Origin of the sequence: Ruminococcus bicirculans (ex Wegman et al. 2014), from assembly GCF_000723465.1 — a bacterium.
Classification (GTDB): Bacteria; Bacillota; Clostridia; order Oscillospirales; family Ruminococcaceae; genus Hominimerdicola; species Hominimerdicola aceti.
The window spans coordinates 592,562-609,744 of record NZ_HF545617.1; the positions used below are offsets into that span (position 1 = coordinate 592,562).

Annotated in this window: 22 protein-coding genes; 1 reads left to right on the forward strand and 21 read right to left on the reverse strand. The window is 43.1% G+C overall.

From position 1 onward, the window contains the following. Window positions 1-2 precede the first annotated feature (2 nt). The 6 genes from RBI_RS13130 to RBI_RS13150 are packed head-to-tail and all read right to left on the reverse strand — an operon-like array spanning window position 3 to window position 5,984. Entirely contained in the window at window positions 3-689 is a 687-nt protein-coding gene (locus RBI_RS13130; RefSeq protein WP_041337520.1) for a hypothetical protein, read from the reverse strand. 30 nt (window positions 690-719) lie between these two features. Next, complete coding sequence (locus tag RBI_RS14985) at window positions 720-884, reverse strand: hypothetical protein (protein WP_158455160.1); 165 nt, start codon at window positions 882-884, stop codon at window positions 720-722. Beyond that, a complete protein-coding gene (locus RBI_RS13135; RefSeq protein WP_041337521.1) occupies window positions 877-1,458 on the reverse strand; it encodes a hypothetical protein in 582 nt (193 codons plus the stop codon). Before RBI_RS13135 ends, RBI_RS14985 begins: the two co-directional genes overlap by 8 nt. Before the next feature lie 11 nt (window positions 1,459-1,469). Beyond that, window positions 1,470-2,630, reverse strand: coding sequence for a hypothetical protein (locus RBI_RS13140; RefSeq protein ID WP_041337522.1), 1,161 nt, complete (start codon window positions 2,628-2,630; stop codon window positions 1,470-1,472). Window positions 2,631-2,641: 11 nt separating this feature from the next. Further along, the gene (locus RBI_RS13145) at window positions 2,642-3,010 is read right to left on the reverse strand and encodes a hypothetical protein (protein WP_041337523.1); all 369 of its coding nucleotides are present in this window, start codon (window positions 3,008-3,010) and stop codon (window positions 2,642-2,644) included. Window positions 3,011-3,020: 10 nt separating this feature from the next. After that, entirely contained in the window at window positions 3,021-5,984 is a 2,964-nt protein-coding gene (locus tag RBI_RS13150; protein ID WP_041337524.1) for a hypothetical protein, read from the reverse strand. Window positions 5,985-6,060: 76 nt separating this feature from the next. Here RBI_RS13150 and RBI_RS14660 point away from each other — a divergent pair, with 76 nt between their 5' ends. Continuing rightward, window positions 6,061-6,738, forward strand: coding sequence for a zinc ribbon domain-containing protein (locus RBI_RS14660; RefSeq protein ID WP_158455163.1), 678 nt, complete (start codon window positions 6,061-6,063; stop codon window positions 6,736-6,738). Between the two features lie 32 nt (window positions 6,739-6,770). On the opposite strand, the gene RBI_RS13160 is transcribed toward RBI_RS14660, so the two are convergent. From RBI_RS13160 to RBI_RS13230, 15 genes are all read right to left on the reverse strand, one after another. Beyond that, the gene (locus RBI_RS13160) at window positions 6,771-7,328 is read right to left on the reverse strand and encodes a Gp15 family bacteriophage protein (protein ID WP_041337525.1); all 558 of its coding nucleotides are present in this window, start codon (window positions 7,326-7,328) and stop codon (window positions 6,771-6,773) included. Beyond that, on the reverse strand, window positions 7,325-7,819 hold the full coding sequence (locus RBI_RS13165) for a hypothetical protein (RefSeq protein ID WP_041337526.1): 495 nt from the start codon (window positions 7,817-7,819) through the stop codon (window positions 7,325-7,327). Before RBI_RS13165 ends, RBI_RS13160 begins: the two co-directional genes overlap by 4 nt. Before the next feature lie 43 nt (window positions 7,820-7,862). Beyond that, on the reverse strand, window positions 7,863-8,366 hold the full coding sequence (locus RBI_RS13170; RefSeq protein WP_041337527.1) for a hypothetical protein: 504 nt from the start codon (window positions 8,364-8,366) through the stop codon (window positions 7,863-7,865). Beyond that, entirely contained in the window at window positions 8,367-8,798 is a 432-nt protein-coding gene (locus tag RBI_RS13175) for a hypothetical protein (RefSeq protein WP_041337528.1), read from the reverse strand. Further along, the gene (locus tag RBI_RS13180; protein ID WP_081856069.1) at window positions 8,782-9,153 is read right to left on the reverse strand and encodes a minor capsid protein; all 372 of its coding nucleotides are present in this window, start codon (window positions 9,151-9,153) and stop codon (window positions 8,782-8,784) included. The genes RBI_RS13175 and RBI_RS13180 overlap by 17 nt, the downstream gene beginning before the upstream one ends. Then, window positions 9,150-9,476, reverse strand: coding sequence for a DUF6751 family protein (locus RBI_RS13185; RefSeq protein ID WP_041337529.1), 327 nt, complete (start codon window positions 9,474-9,476; stop codon window positions 9,150-9,152). The genes RBI_RS13180 and RBI_RS13185 overlap by 4 nt, the downstream gene beginning before the upstream one ends. Then, the gene (locus RBI_RS13190) at window positions 9,477-9,797 is read right to left on the reverse strand and encodes a hypothetical protein (protein WP_041337530.1); all 321 of its coding nucleotides are present in this window, start codon (window positions 9,795-9,797) and stop codon (window positions 9,477-9,479) included. 3 nt (window positions 9,798-9,800) lie between these two features. After that, on the reverse strand, window positions 9,801-10,037 hold the full coding sequence (locus RBI_RS13195) for a Rho termination factor N-terminal domain-containing protein (RefSeq protein WP_041337531.1): 237 nt from the start codon (window positions 10,035-10,037) through the stop codon (window positions 9,801-9,803). An 11-nt stretch (window positions 10,038-10,048) separates the two neighbouring features. Then, the gene (locus RBI_RS13200; RefSeq protein ID WP_041337532.1) at window positions 10,049-10,936 is read right to left on the reverse strand and encodes a hypothetical protein; all 888 of its coding nucleotides are present in this window, start codon (window positions 10,934-10,936) and stop codon (window positions 10,049-10,051) included. Window positions 10,937-10,956: 20 nt separating this feature from the next. Then, window positions 10,957-11,493: a phage scaffolding protein gene (locus RBI_RS13205; RefSeq protein ID WP_041337533.1), complete on the reverse strand. Its 537-nt coding sequence runs from the start codon at window positions 11,491-11,493 to the stop codon at window positions 10,957-10,959. Window positions 11,494-11,814: 321 nt separating this feature from the next. Further along, window positions 11,815-12,075 (reverse strand): hypothetical protein, encoded by a 261-nt coding sequence (locus RBI_RS13210; protein ID WP_041337534.1) that lies wholly within the window; start codon window positions 12,073-12,075, stop codon window positions 11,815-11,817. Window positions 12,076-12,086: 11 nt separating this feature from the next. Continuing rightward, window positions 12,087-13,757, reverse strand: coding sequence for a phage minor capsid protein (locus tag RBI_RS14340; protein ID WP_051706956.1), 1,671 nt, complete (start codon window positions 13,755-13,757; stop codon window positions 12,087-12,089). Then, window positions 13,757-15,217 (reverse strand): hypothetical protein, encoded by a 1,461-nt coding sequence (locus tag RBI_RS13220; RefSeq protein ID WP_041337535.1) that lies wholly within the window; start codon window positions 15,215-15,217, stop codon window positions 13,757-13,759. The genes RBI_RS14340 and RBI_RS13220 overlap by 1 nt, the downstream gene beginning before the upstream one ends. Continuing rightward, window positions 15,214-16,590, reverse strand: a complete 1,377-nt coding sequence (locus tag RBI_RS13225) for a phage portal protein (protein WP_041337536.1) — start codon at window positions 16,588-16,590, stop codon at window positions 15,214-15,216. The genes RBI_RS13220 and RBI_RS13225 overlap by 4 nt, the downstream gene beginning before the upstream one ends. After that, window positions 16,574-17,041 (reverse strand): hypothetical protein, encoded by a 468-nt coding sequence (locus RBI_RS13230; RefSeq protein WP_041337537.1) that lies wholly within the window; start codon window positions 17,039-17,041, stop codon window positions 16,574-16,576. Before RBI_RS13230 ends, RBI_RS13225 begins: the two co-directional genes overlap by 17 nt. Between the last annotated feature and the right edge of the window lie 142 nt (window positions 17,042-17,183).

Below are 17,183 nucleotides of genomic sequence, written 5' to 3' on the forward strand. Positions count from 1 at the left end.
GCTTACTCCTTTATCTCAAAAGCAAATCTGCTTAACAGATATTTCTTATTATTGAGCAGTATAGTTTGTGTAGGTACAGCGTAGTCACAATAAGTATTGCTATCTGATATACCCTGTATATGAGAAAGTATATGATATACATTTGTAAAACCTTTGTTTTGACTGGTAGAAACTACAGGAGTAAGTGATGTTACTGACTTTTGTTGACAAAAATACCTATAAGGTGTAGACAGTACGGACATTCCGTTTGTAAAAACAGCATATTTGTCAATAGTATTAGTAGCACAACTTGTTGTCATGCCTATTTCAGTTTCTCCTGTTTCATAATTAGTTATTTCGCCAATTATTATATTTATATTAGGTCTACTAGCTGTGTTATTGTCTATACCTATAGCAACTAAATCACTTTGCTTATAAATAATCCATCTTCTTTTATCGCTTTTATAATTTGTTATGCTAACACACGGGCAAGTCAATGCTTCAGTTCTTAGGTCACACCAACCGTGTGCCGCAGTATCAGTAAATTGACCCCTTAAAAACAGTTCATCTGTTACCCAAAGCTGAAAGGTGGCATTTTGTGTATCAATACTCGCATTATCGCCCTCGAACACAACTTTCTTAAAGTCATAGACCTCGATAAGCTTCTTGACTAATCCTCTTAGTCCGTCTGTTCCCTCATATATTTTCATCTTCGACCGCCTCCGCTATGCCTGTTATACCTATATTTCCGTACGCTTCTCCCACTGACACACCCACAAGGCTCTGTCCGCTCGCCATATCGGTATAGTGTCGATAATATCCATATTGCCGTTGAAGTCCTCGATGCTGAACCTGTCCGACCTGTCGGGCTTTTTAAGTCCGAGATTTTCCGTGAAACTAGCCAACTATACTTCCCCCTTCCGCATTTTTGCCGACTATGAGATAGTATACCTTGAAAGCGTATGTGCCGCCCTGGTCAGAGGTGTGCTCAAGGTATGCCTCCCAGTCGATGTCCCTGCCGTTGCTTGCGACTTTGTATTGAAAACTCTGCGACTTGAAGTGCTTTTTGCCCCAGTCGCACACCATAAACACCGCAGGGTTAGTGACCCCCGAGGGTATCATTCCTGTGCGTGTATTGTATGACCACTGGGAACCGTTGTCAGCGTTGACCTTCATATTCACCGTGAAAGACCCCCACCGCATATACAGTGGGTAGAGCCTGTTCACAAGGCTTACTATCTGTGCCGCTGTCTTTGCACGAAACACCGCTGTACCGCCGTCTAAAAGCTCGTCCGTCTGTTCGCCCGAGTACCGCAGCTCATACTCCTCCTCGCCCACTATTTCTTCAAGAGCTGCCACCCTCGCCGTGAGCTGCTGGATAAGCTCCTCGGTGGTGGGCGTTGTCTGACCTGTGTCCGCTGTATCGGCAGTATTCTCCGCCTGCGTATCAGCCACAGTTGTTATCTCATTTTCGTCCATTATCTCGCCTCCTAAAGCTGTTCTTCCACCGACAGACCCACCGCAGAAATGTCTGCTGAAAGTCCGCCGTCAAAATTGAATCCTATGTTAGTTATTGGTATATCGTAGCTTTCGCCGCTTTCGCTGACGTATGTTATCACGTCACCAACGTCAAATCGGGGGTCGCCAAGGCGGTGAAAAAGCTCCGTTGTATACCACGAAAAGCCGCCTATCCTATGCCACAATGACCGCAGCAGCGACATTGTCATATATGGATTTTCAAACTCCAACACACGCCCTGCCGAGCCTGTGGTGTTGCCCAGCCGCAGAGTTTCGCTGTCGCTGACCTTACAGACAATGCCTGCCAAAACATTCGGACGTTCTCCCAGTGTTGGCAGGTCGATAGTGTTGTTGTCCAGTATCTTCACGCTCGAGCCGTACCATTTGCGGACGTATCTGCCGTATCGGTCAACAAAACCGAACTCGCCTTGTGCCGAAGCTATGTAACTGAGCATTTGCCGCATTGTGGTGTCTTTTGGTATGCTCGATATTTTGAAGTCGAAGTTTGCGGTCTTTAATCTGATATGACCCTTGCCGTAAAGCCTTGCACCGCCCTTTACACGGAGCTTTGCAGGGATGGTGTAGTCGTTGCCGTTTTGCAGTCCAAGCTGCTTGCATATGTCATCCTCAACAGCCTTTGACCACGCAGGTAGCTTGACCTTTGGCACATAGGTCTTGTCGGAGAAGTAAAGCCTATCCGCAAAAGTGACCTCAGTATTTCCGCCCGACTTTTTCGACTTCACGCAGGTGAACCGCCCCAGGGGTATTCTTTCGCCGCCAAGCACCTCTCCAAGCTTACTTATCTGCTCCACTGTCAGCTTTGAAAGTTCTGCGTAGGTGTAGGATTCTAGGGTGGAGTAGGTGGTCACGCCTGTGAGGTCCGCAAGGTACAAGGAAAGGTCATACTCGCTGCCGAGGAAACGTGTTTCAGCATCGTTTATCTGTAATGCCCACGACTGCGAGCACACTGCACCAAGCTCTATGTCGTCACTGAGGCTCGTTGACTGCACGTCACTGGTAGCGGACATTATGTTGTCCCCCATTATTACGCTCTCGTCGTTTTCAAGCCACATACGCCATGTGCGGCAGTAGCTTTCGATGCGTGAGGAGACGGTTGTACTTGTTGTATACATATATCCGCCTCCTACTGCATGATAAGGTCAACAGCAACGCCTTTGCAAAACTGCCGCTTTTCGTCCCAGCCGAATATTTCATAGCTTGGATCTCCTGCATAGACTCTTATTTTGATTTCATTAAAAGTCTCGTCCAAAAGTGTGGCGTTAAAAAATGGGCTATCAACATTTGAGATATACTTATTTATCTGTGCAGTCTGCTCGCCTGTGAGATGATACCATTTAATAGTGACCGTTTTCTTTATAGCCCTGATGTCTCCGACCATAAGACAATTAGCGGTGCGCCCTGCATTGCCCGACCAGATTTTATTGTTACAAAAAGTAATTTCAGCAGGAGTGGCTACCGTTTCTTCTTCAAATTTCAATCCATTTGATTTCATAGTATCCCTCCTATACTTTTATCGGCGATTTGCCGTTGCGCTTGATAAAATCATTTATATCGTCAATAACGATCTGTGACAGCACTCTGCCCTTTACTTCGATCGGTATCGTTACGCTTATTTTCTGATTGCCTACAGCTCCGCCGTAAACAGCAAGCGCCTCAAACAAAGCCTGCTTGATCGTATCCAGCGGAGCTTCGATGTTTGTGCCGCGTTTCTGGTCGCCGAGAACCGCAAGAAACTCGGAGTTCGGCGGAATTACCGCGCCGGTGGCGAGCATTGGAATCTGAGGAACTGGTATAGGGTCATAGTCCCAAAACTCATCAAATGGTGTAAAGCCTGCTATTTCAATATCACGAATATCATTAAGTATGCCATTAAGAAAATCCAGTGGAGTAGAAATAACTTTATTTATTCCGCCAATTATGCCGTTTACAACCGTTGTGAATACTCCTGTTATACCCTCTTTGATACCGTCAAAAATTTTGCCACCAGTCGAAAATACGTCCTTAACTGCTTGCCAAGCCTTTGAAAATATATCTTTAAACCAATCAGCTACCTTAATAAACGGTGATTTTATTGCAGTCCACAAATCCCTGAAAAATTGTGCTGTAGCCGAAAACGCCGATTTTATATTTGTCCACGCAGTTGTAAATATATCTCCAAACCAACTTCCTGCTGCAGAAAAAATGTCTTTGATTCCTGTCCACAGATTTGAGAACCAACCTATAACGGCATTCCAGACAGACAAAATACCGTCCCAAGCTGCTTGGAAAATTCCCGTAAACCATTCTGCCACGACAGCAAATACATCTTTTATGCCTTGCCATATTCCGGCGAAAAAGTCTTTAATTGATGTCCAGACCTCTGTTACCCAGTCTACAAATTGCTGTATGGTCATTTTAAAGCTGTCCCACAAATCAATAAAAAACTGTTTTACTGTTTCCCAATTTTTGTACAGCAGTACGCCGATAGCGATAAGCGCACCGATTCCTAGACATACAAGTGTGATTGGACTCGTCAAAAAATTAACTGCTACACCAAGTGCAGTAATTAACGGTGTCAATACACTTGTTCCTGCCGCCAATGCGGCAAATGCACTTACTACGCCTTGAATTATTCCGGATATTGCAAATGCCGATCCCAAAGTCCCAACTACAACAACAAAATTTTCGACAGCAGTCTGATGATTCTTTATCCAGTCACTAACCCCATTTAAGGCTGATGTAATACCTTTCAACGCGCCTACTATAATACCTCCGGTCCATGTTGCAATAGGCTTCAAAAATTTATCCCACAGCCATTTACCCATAGGTTTTAACGCTGAAATTGCTGAATCAAGAACTTTTATAGCTGCCGCCAGCAAATTAAGAAATGTTGGTATCAAAGTACTTATAGTCCATGATGCCATAGGGAGCAAAATATTATCCCAGAACCATTCGATACCGTCAAATATGTCGGCAGTTAAAGGCTTTAATGCGGATGTTACATTTTCAAATGATGTAATGAGCGGTGAGAAGTCAATGTTCTGCGCCCATTCAACAGTGTCTGCCGTTATGTTTTCAATTGTGTCGAGTATATCATTAAAAATATCAAGAATGTCCTGAATAATTTTTGTACCACTGCTATCAGACCAAGCGGAGGAAAAATTGCGTGACACATATCCGATTGTATTATTAATGTTTGTCCATATACCGAGTAAATGTTCAGAAACTTGCTCGCCCGTTCCGTTACTCCAAACATCGGTGAATGATCCGCCTATGCTTTTGATAATACTCCATACACCCTCGAAAGCAAATCTCATACTATCTGTTACCTTGACTCCATTTTTATCCCAAGCTTGTTTAAATGGCGTAAAAATAGTATTAAAAGATGATTTTACCCAATAAAAAAAATCTTTAAGCTTTTTATCGGCATCAGATGTATCAACATCTACAGTAGTGGAGATCGTATTGCCGCTTAGAGTACCGACCACTGGCGATGCATTTGTATCAGATGAGGAACTGTTGTCCGCCAGCTTATTTATCTGATCAAAGCTTGCAAGTGCATTTTCTTGAGCCTCGACAGTAGCTTCAGCCGATGTTGCCATATCGGAATAATTTTCCGCCGCCTGCGAAGAACTTTCAGCAACTCCATCTGTTGTATTCATCAGTTTAATTCCAAACACCTCAGAAAGTGCTTTAACTGCTGAATTAGCAACAGCTGTCAAACTTTGCAATTCCGCTGTTATGTTTTTTACAACTGTTACAGCACCAGAAAGAACAGGCTGTCCTATTACAGCAAGCAACTGTTTCCAAGACTCTTTCAGATTACCGATGACATTTTCCCAGCCGTCTGCTTCTCGCGCGGCTTGTCCCTCCGCTCCAGAAAGAGCATTTGCATCCTTGACCATTTGCAATAGTGTAAGTTGCTTCTGAGCTTCGGATAATTCCATAAATGATTTTCCATAGAGTTTATTAGCCGCTGTGTTTCGCGTAGTTTCTGTACAACTCAAACCCAAAGCAGCATCGTTTTCAAAGTTGCCTTTCAAGAACGATTTTAGGCTTTCTGCAGTATCTTCAAGGCTTCGATCGTAATATGCCGCACTGTCTGCTGTTACCTGCAACGCTTCTTCCATCATTTTTAGAGCACTAACTGAATCCATACCCGTAGTTTTAGCAAAAGCATAAATAGATGTGCCTACATTTTGAAGTCTTGTCTGAAGAATGCTACTGTTATCAGCTACACTTTTCATAGCATTATCTGCAGCAGATTTTAAAGTTCCAAAAGTCTGTTGCATTTGAGAATTTGCAGCATTTATATCTGCAGCAGCTTCAAGAGCTTCTTTTCCACTGAACACAGTACCAAGTGCTGCACCCATTTTTAAAACTATATTTTGGAGATTATTAAGCTGGTTACCTAAACTGTTTATACCTTTGGAAAATCCTTTTGTATCTATTTTTGTATCGAAATTAAGTCTGCCGTCAATTGCCAATTATATCAGCCTCCTTTCTTGACAAAATCCTCCATACGCTGTATAATGAAAAAAATACATAATGGGAGGAAATGTTATGTTTTGCTTTAAATGCGGCGCAGAAATATCCGATGAATCAGATTTCTGCATGAAATGTGGAACTGAAATTCTGCATCACAATAAAACCGAAATTGAAGAAGTCAACTCGATTTCAACTATACCTATGAATGCCACAATAAAATCGGCTTTTGTGTCAACTATAATAGTTTCGGAAACGGAGATCTCATACAAAAGTGGGCTCAAAAGCGAAACTATAAAAGTATCCGACATATCAGATATTAGATATACAGCCGGAACTCCTTCCGAGAACGGTCGCTTGTTTATAACAGCAAACGGAAAATCATATAACGTAATGTTTTTCTTTAACAATAATAAAAAAATTGCTGAGTTATGTGGTTACTTCTCCGCACTTAGCAATAATACTTTTATACCGATGGAAGTAACCACATCAACTTCATCACAAACAGGCGAAACACAACATGAAGAAAAAACGTTATCAAAACGTCAGCGTATAAAGGAAAACAAGAAAAACGGTATTGCTTGCTGTCCTAAATGTGGAAGTACTTCGCTTACGGCAAACAAAAAAGGCTTTGGAGTCGGAAAAGCAGTCATAGGAACTGCTGTTGCCGGTCCAATAGGTCTTGTTTCCGGAAACAAAGGAGCAAAAAAAGTTCGTATAACTTGCCTTAACTGCGGTAATCAGTGGTGGGCGTAATAAAAAAGTCAGTCCAAACGGGCTGACTTTTTTTATAACAGATTATTTATAAAATCAAGTTCATCCTGTTCCTCTGCTGTAAGCTTCACCTTAATATCAATAAGTTCTTTGTTGTTCCGGTAAAAGTCCTGTTCTCCTTTACTAAGTTTTTTATTGTGTGCAAGCTTATAGCGTATATTTATAACATTACTGTATAAACCCTCACCAATCTCATTAAAAAGGCCTAAAACCGTCCACCAATGCATATAATCAATTTCACGAATTTCCTTTCCTGCTACCTTATTGAGAGCTGGAAAAATAATCCCTTCATCCTGATCCCAGTTTATCAACGGTTTAGGTTGACGTTTAGATTTTGGCATATCTCCGCCGTCAAGAAACCATTTGGCTTGTTCTGCCGCTTCGTAAAGATCCGAGTTAGGTATCTGATCGTGATGCTTGTACAACAGTTGTATACATCCATATGTTTTGGCTTTGTCATTAAGCGTATCGTCATTGCACATAGAAAAAATCAGCAAAGCTACGCGATAATCACTATATATTGAATATATTTTACCGTTGACTGTCAAAGCTTTAGGCAATGCACCTATCATTTTGTTTCACTAACAATGGTATTGCGCTGTGCCGCATAGGAATTAAGTTTCTCCTGTGATTTCTTTCTTTCCTCCACAGAACATTCATTTATGTACGCGAAGATGCACTGCATAAAATTCATAAATATTGGTTGACCTCCGGCAGGCGAAAGACATGAATCAGTTCCGAATACTATTAATGAAATATCATAACCAAAGATATCATTTATAAGATCCTTCACCGCCATATCAAGTTTGTCCACACTATCAGCGGCAAGTTTCAGCTTTTCAAAGTCCGGATTATTCTCATCAAGATTCTGCAGATCATTGATAGAGTTCATATCGATATCTCCGTATCTACTGCGTATATTCTCATATTTCTCATCAAAGCCTGAAATTCGGTTAATAAACTGAGTATCTGTTGGATTAATACGGATTATTTTATCCGGATTCCCATTTAATTCGATATTTTTGTATCCGTCGTCAAAACTAAGCTTAATTGTTTCTGACATAAAAAACACTCCTTAGAAAAGAGGGGCTTAGTCGCCCCTCAAATTATCCTTCAGCCAGCGGCGTAAATGTCACCACTTTATTTGCGATTGTTACAGTACCCTTAATACGATTGCCGCAGGGTTGGATATTAAACGGTATGTTGACACCGCCCTGCGGTCCGCCATATGACTGCGGCTTAACGATGCAATCTTCCATCCATGCATCGTAAGGACCTTCGGTCTTATCGATAAGCACCTCAAGATATTTGCTCTTGCAGTCGTCGCCAACAAGACGATCCAACGCAATAGATTTGATCTTTTCGTAAATCGCATCTTCTGTATTTGCGTAGTAGGTTTCAACAGACAAACTAGGTTCGTAACCGTTGTCATTTACATCTGTTTCATCAAGGATATTCTTAACAGTCGCGGTATCCGGTCCCAAATCCATAGACATATCCTCAATGTTTTTGCCGATCAGGAACCATGACGGAGTTTCTCCGCCAAAAGTGGAATCCAACAAATGCATAAGATGACTTCTTTTAAGCTTTTTTATTCCTGTAGCTGCCATTTATATTTCCTCCTCAAATGTAAAATGTATCTGTATCTGATACAATCCTCTGTCTCCGTCCTCATCCAGAGCAAGCAGTATGCCATTATCAGCGGATATACTGATAGGTTCAAAATTTCCTGCAAGTTCTGGATAATTCCGGCTACTGTTCTGTTTTTCAATCCAGAAGATAAAATCCTCCGTAAAAGCTGATGCATTGAGCCTTGACAGATCATCGGCTGTGTACTCTCTGCTCTGGAGCAAAGCATTGTACTGCCATATCTGATTTCCGCACACGTCCTCACTGAGTTTTACAAGACCTGATGTCTGTATACTGTAATTAACAGGTTCAGACTCAGTCTGGTCTATGTGCAGATCAATATCTCCAAGATTGGGATACTGTAACACATATTCTTTCATAGCCTCCAAAAGGCTTTTATTTTGCTCCGGCAATTCGTTTCACTCCTTTGATTATTCCGGACAGATGATCGGGTTTCATACGCTCAAACCATAGTCTGCCTCGCTTGCCCCCAAGGTTAAGCCCCTGCTTGCCCATACCTTTGTTATCGTAATAATTTTTGCGGGCGTATGGTGTGTTGTAATGCACCATGCCTGATCCAACTACCGTTGATGTAATACCGGACTGTTTAAGCTTACCGGTAAGCATTGGCACATAACTATCACAGCAACGTAATACTTCGCTGTCGATATACTTCTGTACTCGGCCGCCTTTTTGCAGACCACGCCTCGCAAACAGTTCATTTTCGGGAGCGACCGTGAGAGTTACTTTAATACTGTTATTACTCATTTAGCCGTCACCTCCGTGTGCCGCATTATGGGACTGCCGTAATCCTTGCGCTCTACAGTACTGATTTTGAGCGGGCTTACAGCCTTAAGCAACTCTGCCACAGAGGCTGTCACGTCAAAATCAATATCGCCCTTTGCAATATAGTCGGACTTATCGACTACAGCCAACAACGGCAGATGTATCAACGCCCGGTCAACATCGGTCTTGCCCGTCTTTGCAATGTTTTCGGCTTCGGTGTCCTGCCACCAGCACGGATAATGCTGTGTAATAAATGCACCGTCGGGCTGTTTGTGCCAGACGGTGCATTTTGTATTATATCTCATTTATATCCACCCCACAGACCTGAGATTAAGGTATCTGGAGGCGGTCTTGATCAGCTCATCGGCGACAGCAGTCTGAGTGGTCGAATAACTTATCGAATAATCTCCGACCTTTTCGGAGGCTATCTGTTTATCCGGCTGTGCGGAGTACATGATCTCTGCACAAGCACAGCAGGCTTTGGCAAGGCTGATCTCGTCGGTCTCGGCAAAGCTCAGATTGTCGAGATATTCCGATGCACGCTCCGCAAAATAAGGATAATCCGTTTCGGAAATCTTATTGCCATGAAAATCAGCAGTGTAAAACGTGTAATCAGCATAAGCCATAGCCTACACCTCCGTTTCGCTTGTCGTATCCTCTACCGCAACTGCATCGACGATTTCCTGAATGATTGCGTCCTTCTTGCTTGCCGACCCGAGGTCAATGCCAAGTTCGGCGGCATAAGCTTTTAGTTCAGGGACTGTCATGCTCTTATAATCAATGACATTTTCATTTTCGCAATAGTCGGCAGGCGGTTCTATTGTTATTGGCTTCTCGTTAAAAGTCAATCCTACTGTCTTTGCCATAACGACACCTCCTATGCCTTGTGGTGCAGATAAATACCTGCCGCCTTGTTTTCGTACACATCAGCCAGACCATAAGCACGGAAGAAGAACAGCCAGCTGTCATCCGTCTGATTTTCCTCCGGCGTAACGACCTTGTTTACCGTGTGCTTAGGATACTGGATAACCGCCGACTTCTGGATTATCATAAAGTTTATATCCTTTGCGGTTGTCGCCTTAGCAAAACCGCCTGCCGTTTCATCGACGCCCTCTGATTTTGTCGTGCCGTCCTTAAGATCGATCGCAGTGTAAAATCTGCTCTGAGGCACTTTTACGATCTTAGCAAAGCCGTCAAGTACAGCCTTTGACTTTGTGGTGTCCACATTGATAGCAAGGTTATACAGAGTAGGAGTGATGTACAGAATACGGTTTTCCGGCAATACTTCGTCTTCGTCCATTTTGTTCTGTGCAGTGATCAGAGCGGTAAGGACATCATTACCCGATGAAAGTGTTGCTCCTGCAGAAACCTTAGATATGCCTGTTGTACCTGCATAGGTCGCGAACCTGAATGCGTCCTGTTCGGGAGCAACCTTGACGCGGATAAACTCTGAGGACAGTCTGCCGAAAGCAAGTCCTGCAGTCTCCTCATTGTCCATATTGTCAACGCTGAATTTACGACCTCTGTCGTAATTAAAGGTAACAGTCTCGTTTGTAAGAGTAACGTCGCCCTTTACATAGCCACTGTTTCTGGAGTAGTCCGCCAGACCGTCCATAGAGATCTTAGGGATTATGATCTCATTTGCGTTTGCGCCCGCTTTAACAAGAGTAGGATCGCTGTCGAGATCGGCGGTCAAAGATGCCTGCTTGTAAACCTCGTCAAGCAGTGCGATGTAGGTTTTAAATTTTGTAATTGCGTTTGCCATAATATTTTACCTCCGTAAAATTACTTAGTCGCAGGCAGACCCATTACGGCTCTTGCCTGTGCGTCTGATGTTGTTTCTGTTGCCGAACCGTGGTCAAGACCGGTGTCTATCCTTGCGGTAGGCTCATCACCATCCGCAAAGAGAAATGCTTTGTCGGCCTTAAGCTTGTCAAGCTGTTCGGTAAGACCTGTGATCTTGCCGTCATCGTCAAGCTTGAGGAGCGACGAGTCAAGCTGAGACTTGACAATGTCCACATCTCTTGCTTTTGCTCCGGCAAGGGACAGTTCCAGAGCCTTGTCAAGCTTAAGTGCGGCAATATCTGCATTGTACTTGCTTTCCCAGTCGGACGCCGCTTTCTTAAGTCCTTCAATGTCCTCGCCGTCAAATGCTTTGACCTTATCAGTAAGCTCTGAGATCGTGCCTTTTGCCGTTTCCAGTTCTGCGTTAAGGTCTGTGTACTTCTGCTGTTCTGCGGTCAGCTCCGCTGTGTGCTGTTCAAGCACCTTGTTTGCCTGCTCCTCGGTAATACCGAGAGCTGTTAAATCTTTCAGTTCCATAGGGATTTTTCCTCCTTAATTTTGAGTATAAAATTTATCTCCTCGCAAGCGGCTCGGATTTTTGCTCCGCAAAAACGAGGATAAATAAAACGCCCTTGAAAGAGCGTTTTACTATCGTTAAAATGCAGTTTTAATCATCTGATAAATCTACAAGGCATTTAATAACCAAACAAATACCTTTTATTATTGTGAAGACCCATGCGGCTACATAACAGCCAACGGGGATTTGCCCTGTATCGAGGGCGTAAAGCAATATGAGGGTTGAAAGCATAAATTATCAGCTCCTTTTTGCAAAATTAAAAGCCCCCAGTAGCTGGGAGCTTATTCATTATGAATTTGAAAATAAACCTTATCATAAATATCCAATGCTTTATATCCGAAATCTGTCATATTATTCTGATTTTCGTCCATGCCATAAACAACTGATATGTTGCTAATTATGCATTGAAACATAGAAACATCTTTATTATTTATTTCTATCTGACTTGTTTCGGGGAAGAGCTTGTATGGGTATTCCAAATCTTCAAAATCGCCATATTTGACAAGCATTTCATATTCATCTTTTTTGAAATTGAATATCATAATAATACACCTCACTTTGGATTACATTGAATAAGCACGCCCGTTTCAGGATTTATGGATACTGCACATTTATCTGTAACAAATAGCTGAGATATTTTAGGTTTACCATCTTCATCATATAAAATGTTACCGTTTTTATCCCTGCTAATTTTGGGTTTCATTGCTTTACCATTGGTCAAAGCATCCTGAATATCTTGAAGTTCAACGCCAAGACGTTTCTTACCCGTATCAGGATCTTTGATTACACCAATAACACGTTCAATGAAATGATCCGATTGCCCAGTTATTTCAATACCGTTAGTTGTAGTTAAACCAACAAGACTGTTGTTAATCTCATTGTGCAACTTCTTATAATGATCGTAACCTACAAGCGGAGAAAATTTTCCCTTTTTTACAGAAGTAATATATGCATTCATCAATTTGCACTCAGGAGAGTTATTATACTTCATATTTTCAAAAATGTCAAGGCTTTTCGGCGGATTTTCTATGCCGTAGCTTTTCATTTGCTTAACAAAGTAACGATTATTCCCATATACCGCTTTCTGCGAAACACTCTTGTTAAATCCAACAACCCGAACTCTGTCCTTTTCGGAATAAAGATCGTTCGTATCGCAAAACTCAGACAGCCGTTTTTCCTTAGTTTTCAGTATAGCCGAGTGGCGTTCAAACTGATTTTGCAGTCTCCGTTTAAGCACCTCGTCTTCCGTCTCAGAGATAGCACCGTCATATGCAGCTAAACGTCTTTTTGTAGCTCGTATAGACCGCTCCATAGCACGCTGTTTCTGCGATAATTCATACTGTCTGTTGTTTTCGGTCACGTCAACAGGGAGATTAGCACGTTCGGAAATTCCCTCGAAAAACGGATAAAAATCATGTCGGCAGTTCCAGCCTTTCAAGCCGTCACCCGTTCCGTAGCCTGTGGCGGTGCTGAGTTTAGGGTATTTTTTAGATTTGCCCGAAATGCTGTAAACCTTGCCTTGCCATAAAGCGTGTGAGGGACGCGCGCCCATGTGTGCGGTGACCTCAACCAGATCGCAGTCCATTTCTGCGGCAAGATCAAGCTGCATCTGACCTGCGGTCTGACTTATGCCCGTCATTACCGCACGCCGCACTGCAACGTCTGCCCAGTCGGTCTTACCCGATGGATAAGTTACAGTCGCAATACCTTGTTTAGCAAGCTCGACAACTGCGTCGTAAATAGCATCCTGATATGTAAAAGCACCGCTTTGTACCTTTAACCATGCCTTGTCCATAAGATGAGTAACAGTTGCCTGCGAGGACTCTACCATGGACTTACACAGATTTTTTGTCATACCATTTGCATTTTTAACGCCTGCCTTAAGCGTGTTGGATAATGCCACCGACCTCAGAGCGGCGGAGCAGTCCTTGCCGTAAGTTCTGTATATCTTGGCGTCGTTGTTGATTGCCTCCTTACAGGCATCGGTGTACAGCTTTGATATCTGCCGCTTTGATTTGCCTGTAAATTCTGCAAGCATAGCAGTGATCTCTTTTGTAGACATCTTCAACTGGCTTGCTTTGTACAACTGCCATTCTGCCGAGGGAGTAAGATAGTCCGCTTTAACAAGCTTTTTGGCAATAGACTTGATTATATCAGTCTGTACCTCGCTTACAAGATCAATCAAGTCATCTGGCAGTTTTTGTAACGTCTGAGGGGTAAGCATTACTCCTCACCGTCCTCAAAGCCCATAAGCTCATCGTCGGTAGGTTCACCGTCTGCAAGACGTGCCTTTGCCTCCTCTTCCGATTCGCCGTACCATTTAACACGGTATTCCCACTTCTGCATTAAACCTGCTGTGACATCATCTTTGTCACGTTGTCGCTCGGCATTTTCGTCTACCAGTGGACTTTGGTCAAAGACTATGGATATATGTGCGTCCTCCTTGACCTGTGCGTCGATAAAGCTGTGGCCTATCCAGAGGAGCGTTTTAACAAGACCATGCAAAAAGCTCTCAACTTTTATAAAATGCTTGTGTGCGTTTTGGATCAAGTCCTGCTTGTCGCCTGTGTACTGGGTAGCAGTTACTATAGAGCCTGCATTAAACTGATAATGCTTAGTACCAAATCCCACCTTAAAGCTGAGATAATCAAGCTGTGCCTGTATACCCGCCGTATTGTCTGCAACTCTCAGATCGGGATTATGCTCCTGCACCATACTCTTACCCGTGCCATCGTCCATAGTCTCGCCGATATAATAAAACAGTTGTTGATTTACCTCATCGGGAGCAACCTTTTTATCTCCAGACATATCTTCAAGCATATTTTTGTTTAAAAACACTTTTTTCTGTCCCAACCAAAAATCAGAGTTAAGATTATTATATGCAAGATCAACTCCCTTCAAGTTGTCAATCGCTCCGGCAAAAACCGCACAGCCCATCCCATTATTGCCGTTAATGGGATTAACGATAGCAGGTTTGCATATGGTAAACCAAGACTTGTCTGATCCTGTATGCATTATTCTTGCAACACCGTCCGGCAGAGGTTCTTCGCTCAACAGCGATTTATCTTTTATTCCAAAGATGTGATTTTCTATGACATATTCGCCTTTTTCCAGACGGTGTATCTCAAGATACAGCTTGTTGCTGCCTTTTGTACAGATATCGGAGCAAAACGCTGCTTCGGTGATAATGCCGTTGTCCGATGATAGGACTATTATCCTATCCGCCTCAAGGTAATTTAGATCTATCCATGCGTCCGGTGACGGCAGAAGTCTGCCGTCTGAGCTTACCACAGCATTTTTAAGACGTATCACAACGGCACAAGTGCCGGAATACATCATTTTTTCCATGAGGTCGTTAGCCTGATCCCAGAAGTTGTTGCTGCCGAACACTCCGCCGTTGTCGGTATCGCCAACGATGAACTTTTCCGAGTATTCATCATCTACTTTTACAAACGTTTTGTCGTTTATTAATATGCTTGCCCAGTCCTCGCACACCTTTTTGGCCATTTTCATGGTATACATATCACGACTCTTGCGTTTTTCTCCGTTTTCAAAAGTTATCCTATGAAATGGTTCATGAAAACCCTTCCACCAGTCTTTCCATACGGATATATTATTATAATAGTTGGTCGAAATGTTATAGCCGAAGTTATTATTCAGCCAGTTTATTATCTCACTGTTCAAATGTTTTCACCTCCTGCCAGCGTTAGCGGCTTGATAAATTTGCTAAAGCTGTACTCCAGAGCGTCAGCGGTATCTATATCGCAAGTACCGTCGTCAAGACGCTCGTCTCTGTCCGGAATTTTAGGATCCCATATCTGCTCCGACAAGCTTCCGATAACATTTTTGCAAATGTCAAGCACCCAAAATCTGCCCTGAGCCATCAAAGACGTAAGCATAGATATTCTGTCGTTTCGTGGAGCTTTGTAGCAGTCCACGATCTTGACCATCAGTCTTGCTCTGGCACAGGCTACTCTCAGACCGTTTATTACCGCTTGGTTTTCGTTGTCCGCCCATGCAAATTTAATTAAAAGCGGATTAAAACGCATATATAACGTCTTTACAAACTTTATAAAAGCAGTGTAAATAGTATCGGGACCGACCTCGCCCTTGCCGCCGTCTATTTTGTGATCTGCAATAACGACAAGCTTTTTAAAGCCCTCAATAAAAGCCGTAGCCACGAATGTGGTCTTTGACTTGTTGCCGCCGAAGTCGATACCTATCTGTATTGATGTGATCTTGCTTTTGTCAAGCTGTGATTCGGGTATTATATACTTTTCGGGGTCGTTGGCAAAGCTCTGGAAGATAAGACCCTCTGCCGCTATCCTTAACCCCAGTATATCTCGCTTGTACCAGATAGATGTCGGATCGTACTGAGATTTTACCTCAGCCTTACGCTGATCTGAGATATTTATGTTATCGTCAATAGTAAAATGTGCGTAGTTGTATCCGCCGAGGAATTTGCAATCGGCGGCGTCCTGCTGGTACTTGTCAATGTACTCGGTGTATATCCAGCTTTTTGGATTGTCCGGGTTAAGATCCCACCATATCTTACGCTTATCTGCGGCGATAGATCTGTTAAAAGCCTCCTGCACAAATGATTTGTGATGCAGATTGATCTCAGTACCTATCCACATACCATAAGAGTTGCCTCGTATGGACTTATAACTGCTGGCAAGCATAGCGCCGGAAAAGATGACGATCCTTGTTTTAAATCCTGTATCCTTGCCCTTTATGATAAGAGCCTCATTGCCCTTGTACTTACCCCAGCGGCATTGACCTCGAAAGAAATGCTCAATACCAAAGCCGTTACAGTCGCCAAGAATGATTTTCGCATTGCCGAGTGTTGACGCCGATGCAAGATGTATCTTGTCTTTAGTAGTCTTAAGCTCGTGACAAAAAGCAAGAACGTTGTCCACTGTCTTTCCGGCTCTTACCGCTCCCTCGGCAACGTTTATCATGCAGTCCTGTGACTTTCGGATATATGCCTTATGCTTATCGCCAAAATTGTAGGGTATGGTCTTTTTGCGTTTCTCAGGCTTAGTTGTCCTTGCCATAGATATCCTCCTCAATTTCCGACGTGTCCTCCAGCTCAGGATCAGCCTTGGGATTCGGTGACCAGTTTTCTTTGTCTTTATTCTGCAAATAGCTCAGAGCGGCGGACGGATTGGGAGCGACTTTTTTTACCCTGCGCCTGATCGTTTTGCGCCCTCTGGCGTCAACTCTAACTTCTTCCTCTGCATATTCGCCGCCCAGAGCCGCCGCAAGCAAAGCTCTCTCCACTTCGGAGTTTACAAGTTCAGGATTGTCGTCCAAAAAATCCTGAAGTTCCTTGTGCCGCTTTTTATAATCTGTGGCAAGCTTTTTCCGTTCTGCCTTGTCGGAGGTATTAATAAAAGCCTCCGACAGCTCGCCGAGGCTTTGTATATCCGTCTGTATTTTTACATCATTAATGTTGCTTACAGCTGCCGACAGCGTGTCGATAGCCTGTTTTCTCTTTACATTCACATTAACACCTCCGTTCGCTCAAACTCAAACTACACGCCCGTTTTAAGGGTTTTCTCTTTCAAGTGTGAAATTATCCTAAGAATTATTTCAAAACGTGCTATAACGCCGTTAAACGCCGCTAAAATGAAATCAAATAGCAATG

What these genes read in the sequence shown, in the direction of transcription:
- RBI_RS13130 (WP_041337520.1), bottom strand. Translation starts at nt 689, where the DNA reads ATGAAAATATATGAGGGAACAGACGGACTAAGAGGATTAGTCAAGAAG.
- RBI_RS13135 (WP_041337521.1), bottom strand. Translation starts at nt 1,458, where the DNA reads ATGGACGAAAATGAGATAACAACTGTGGCTGATACGCAGGCGGAGAAT.
- RBI_RS13140 (WP_041337522.1), bottom strand. Translation starts at nt 2,630, where the DNA reads ATGTATACAACAAGTACAACCGTCTCCTCACGCATCGAAAGCTACTGC.
- RBI_RS13145 (WP_041337523.1), bottom strand. Translation starts at nt 3,010, where the DNA reads ATGAAATCAAATGGATTGAAATTTGAAGAAGAAACGGTAGCCACTCCT.
- RBI_RS14660 (WP_158455163.1), top strand. Translation starts at nt 6,061, where the DNA reads ATGTTTTGCTTTAAATGCGGCGCAGAAATATCCGATGAATCAGATTTC.
- RBI_RS13160 (WP_041337525.1), bottom strand. Translation starts at nt 7,328, where the DNA reads ATGATAGGTGCATTGCCTAAAGCTTTGACAGTCAACGGTAAAATATAT.
- RBI_RS13165 (WP_041337526.1), bottom strand. Translation starts at nt 7,819, where the DNA reads ATGTCAGAAACAATTAAGCTTAGTTTTGACGACGGATACAAAAATATC.
- RBI_RS13170 (WP_041337527.1), bottom strand. Translation starts at nt 8,366, where the DNA reads ATGGCAGCTACAGGAATAAAAAAGCTTAAAAGAAGTCATCTTATGCAT.
- RBI_RS13180 (WP_081856069.1), bottom strand. Translation starts at nt 9,153, where the DNA reads ATGAGTAATAACAGTATTAAAGTAACTCTCACGGTCGCTCCCGAAAAT.
- RBI_RS13185 (WP_041337529.1), bottom strand. Translation starts at nt 9,476, where the DNA reads ATGAGATATAATACAAAATGCACCGTCTGGCACAAACAGCCCGACGGT.
- RBI_RS13190 (WP_041337530.1), bottom strand. Translation starts at nt 9,797, where the DNA reads ATGGCTTATGCTGATTACACGTTTTACACTGCTGATTTTCATGGCAAT.
- RBI_RS13195 (WP_041337531.1), bottom strand. Translation starts at nt 10,037, where the DNA reads ATGGCAAAGACAGTAGGATTGACTTTTAACGAGAAGCCAATAACAATA.
- RBI_RS13200 (WP_041337532.1), bottom strand. Translation starts at nt 10,936, where the DNA reads ATGGCAAACGCAATTACAAAATTTAAAACCTACATCGCACTGCTTGAC.
- RBI_RS13205 (WP_041337533.1), bottom strand. Translation starts at nt 11,493, where the DNA reads ATGGAACTGAAAGATTTAACAGCTCTCGGTATTACCGAGGAGCAGGCA.
- RBI_RS13210 (WP_041337534.1), bottom strand. Translation starts at nt 12,075, where the DNA reads ATGATATTCAATTTCAAAAAAGATGAATATGAAATGCTTGTCAAATAT.
- RBI_RS14340 (WP_051706956.1), bottom strand. Translation starts at nt 13,757, where the DNA reads ATGCTTACCCCTCAGACGTTACAAAAACTGCCAGATGACTTGATTGAT.
- RBI_RS13225 (WP_041337536.1), bottom strand. Translation starts at nt 16,590, where the DNA reads ATGGCAAGGACAACTAAGCCTGAGAAACGCAAAAAGACCATACCCTAC.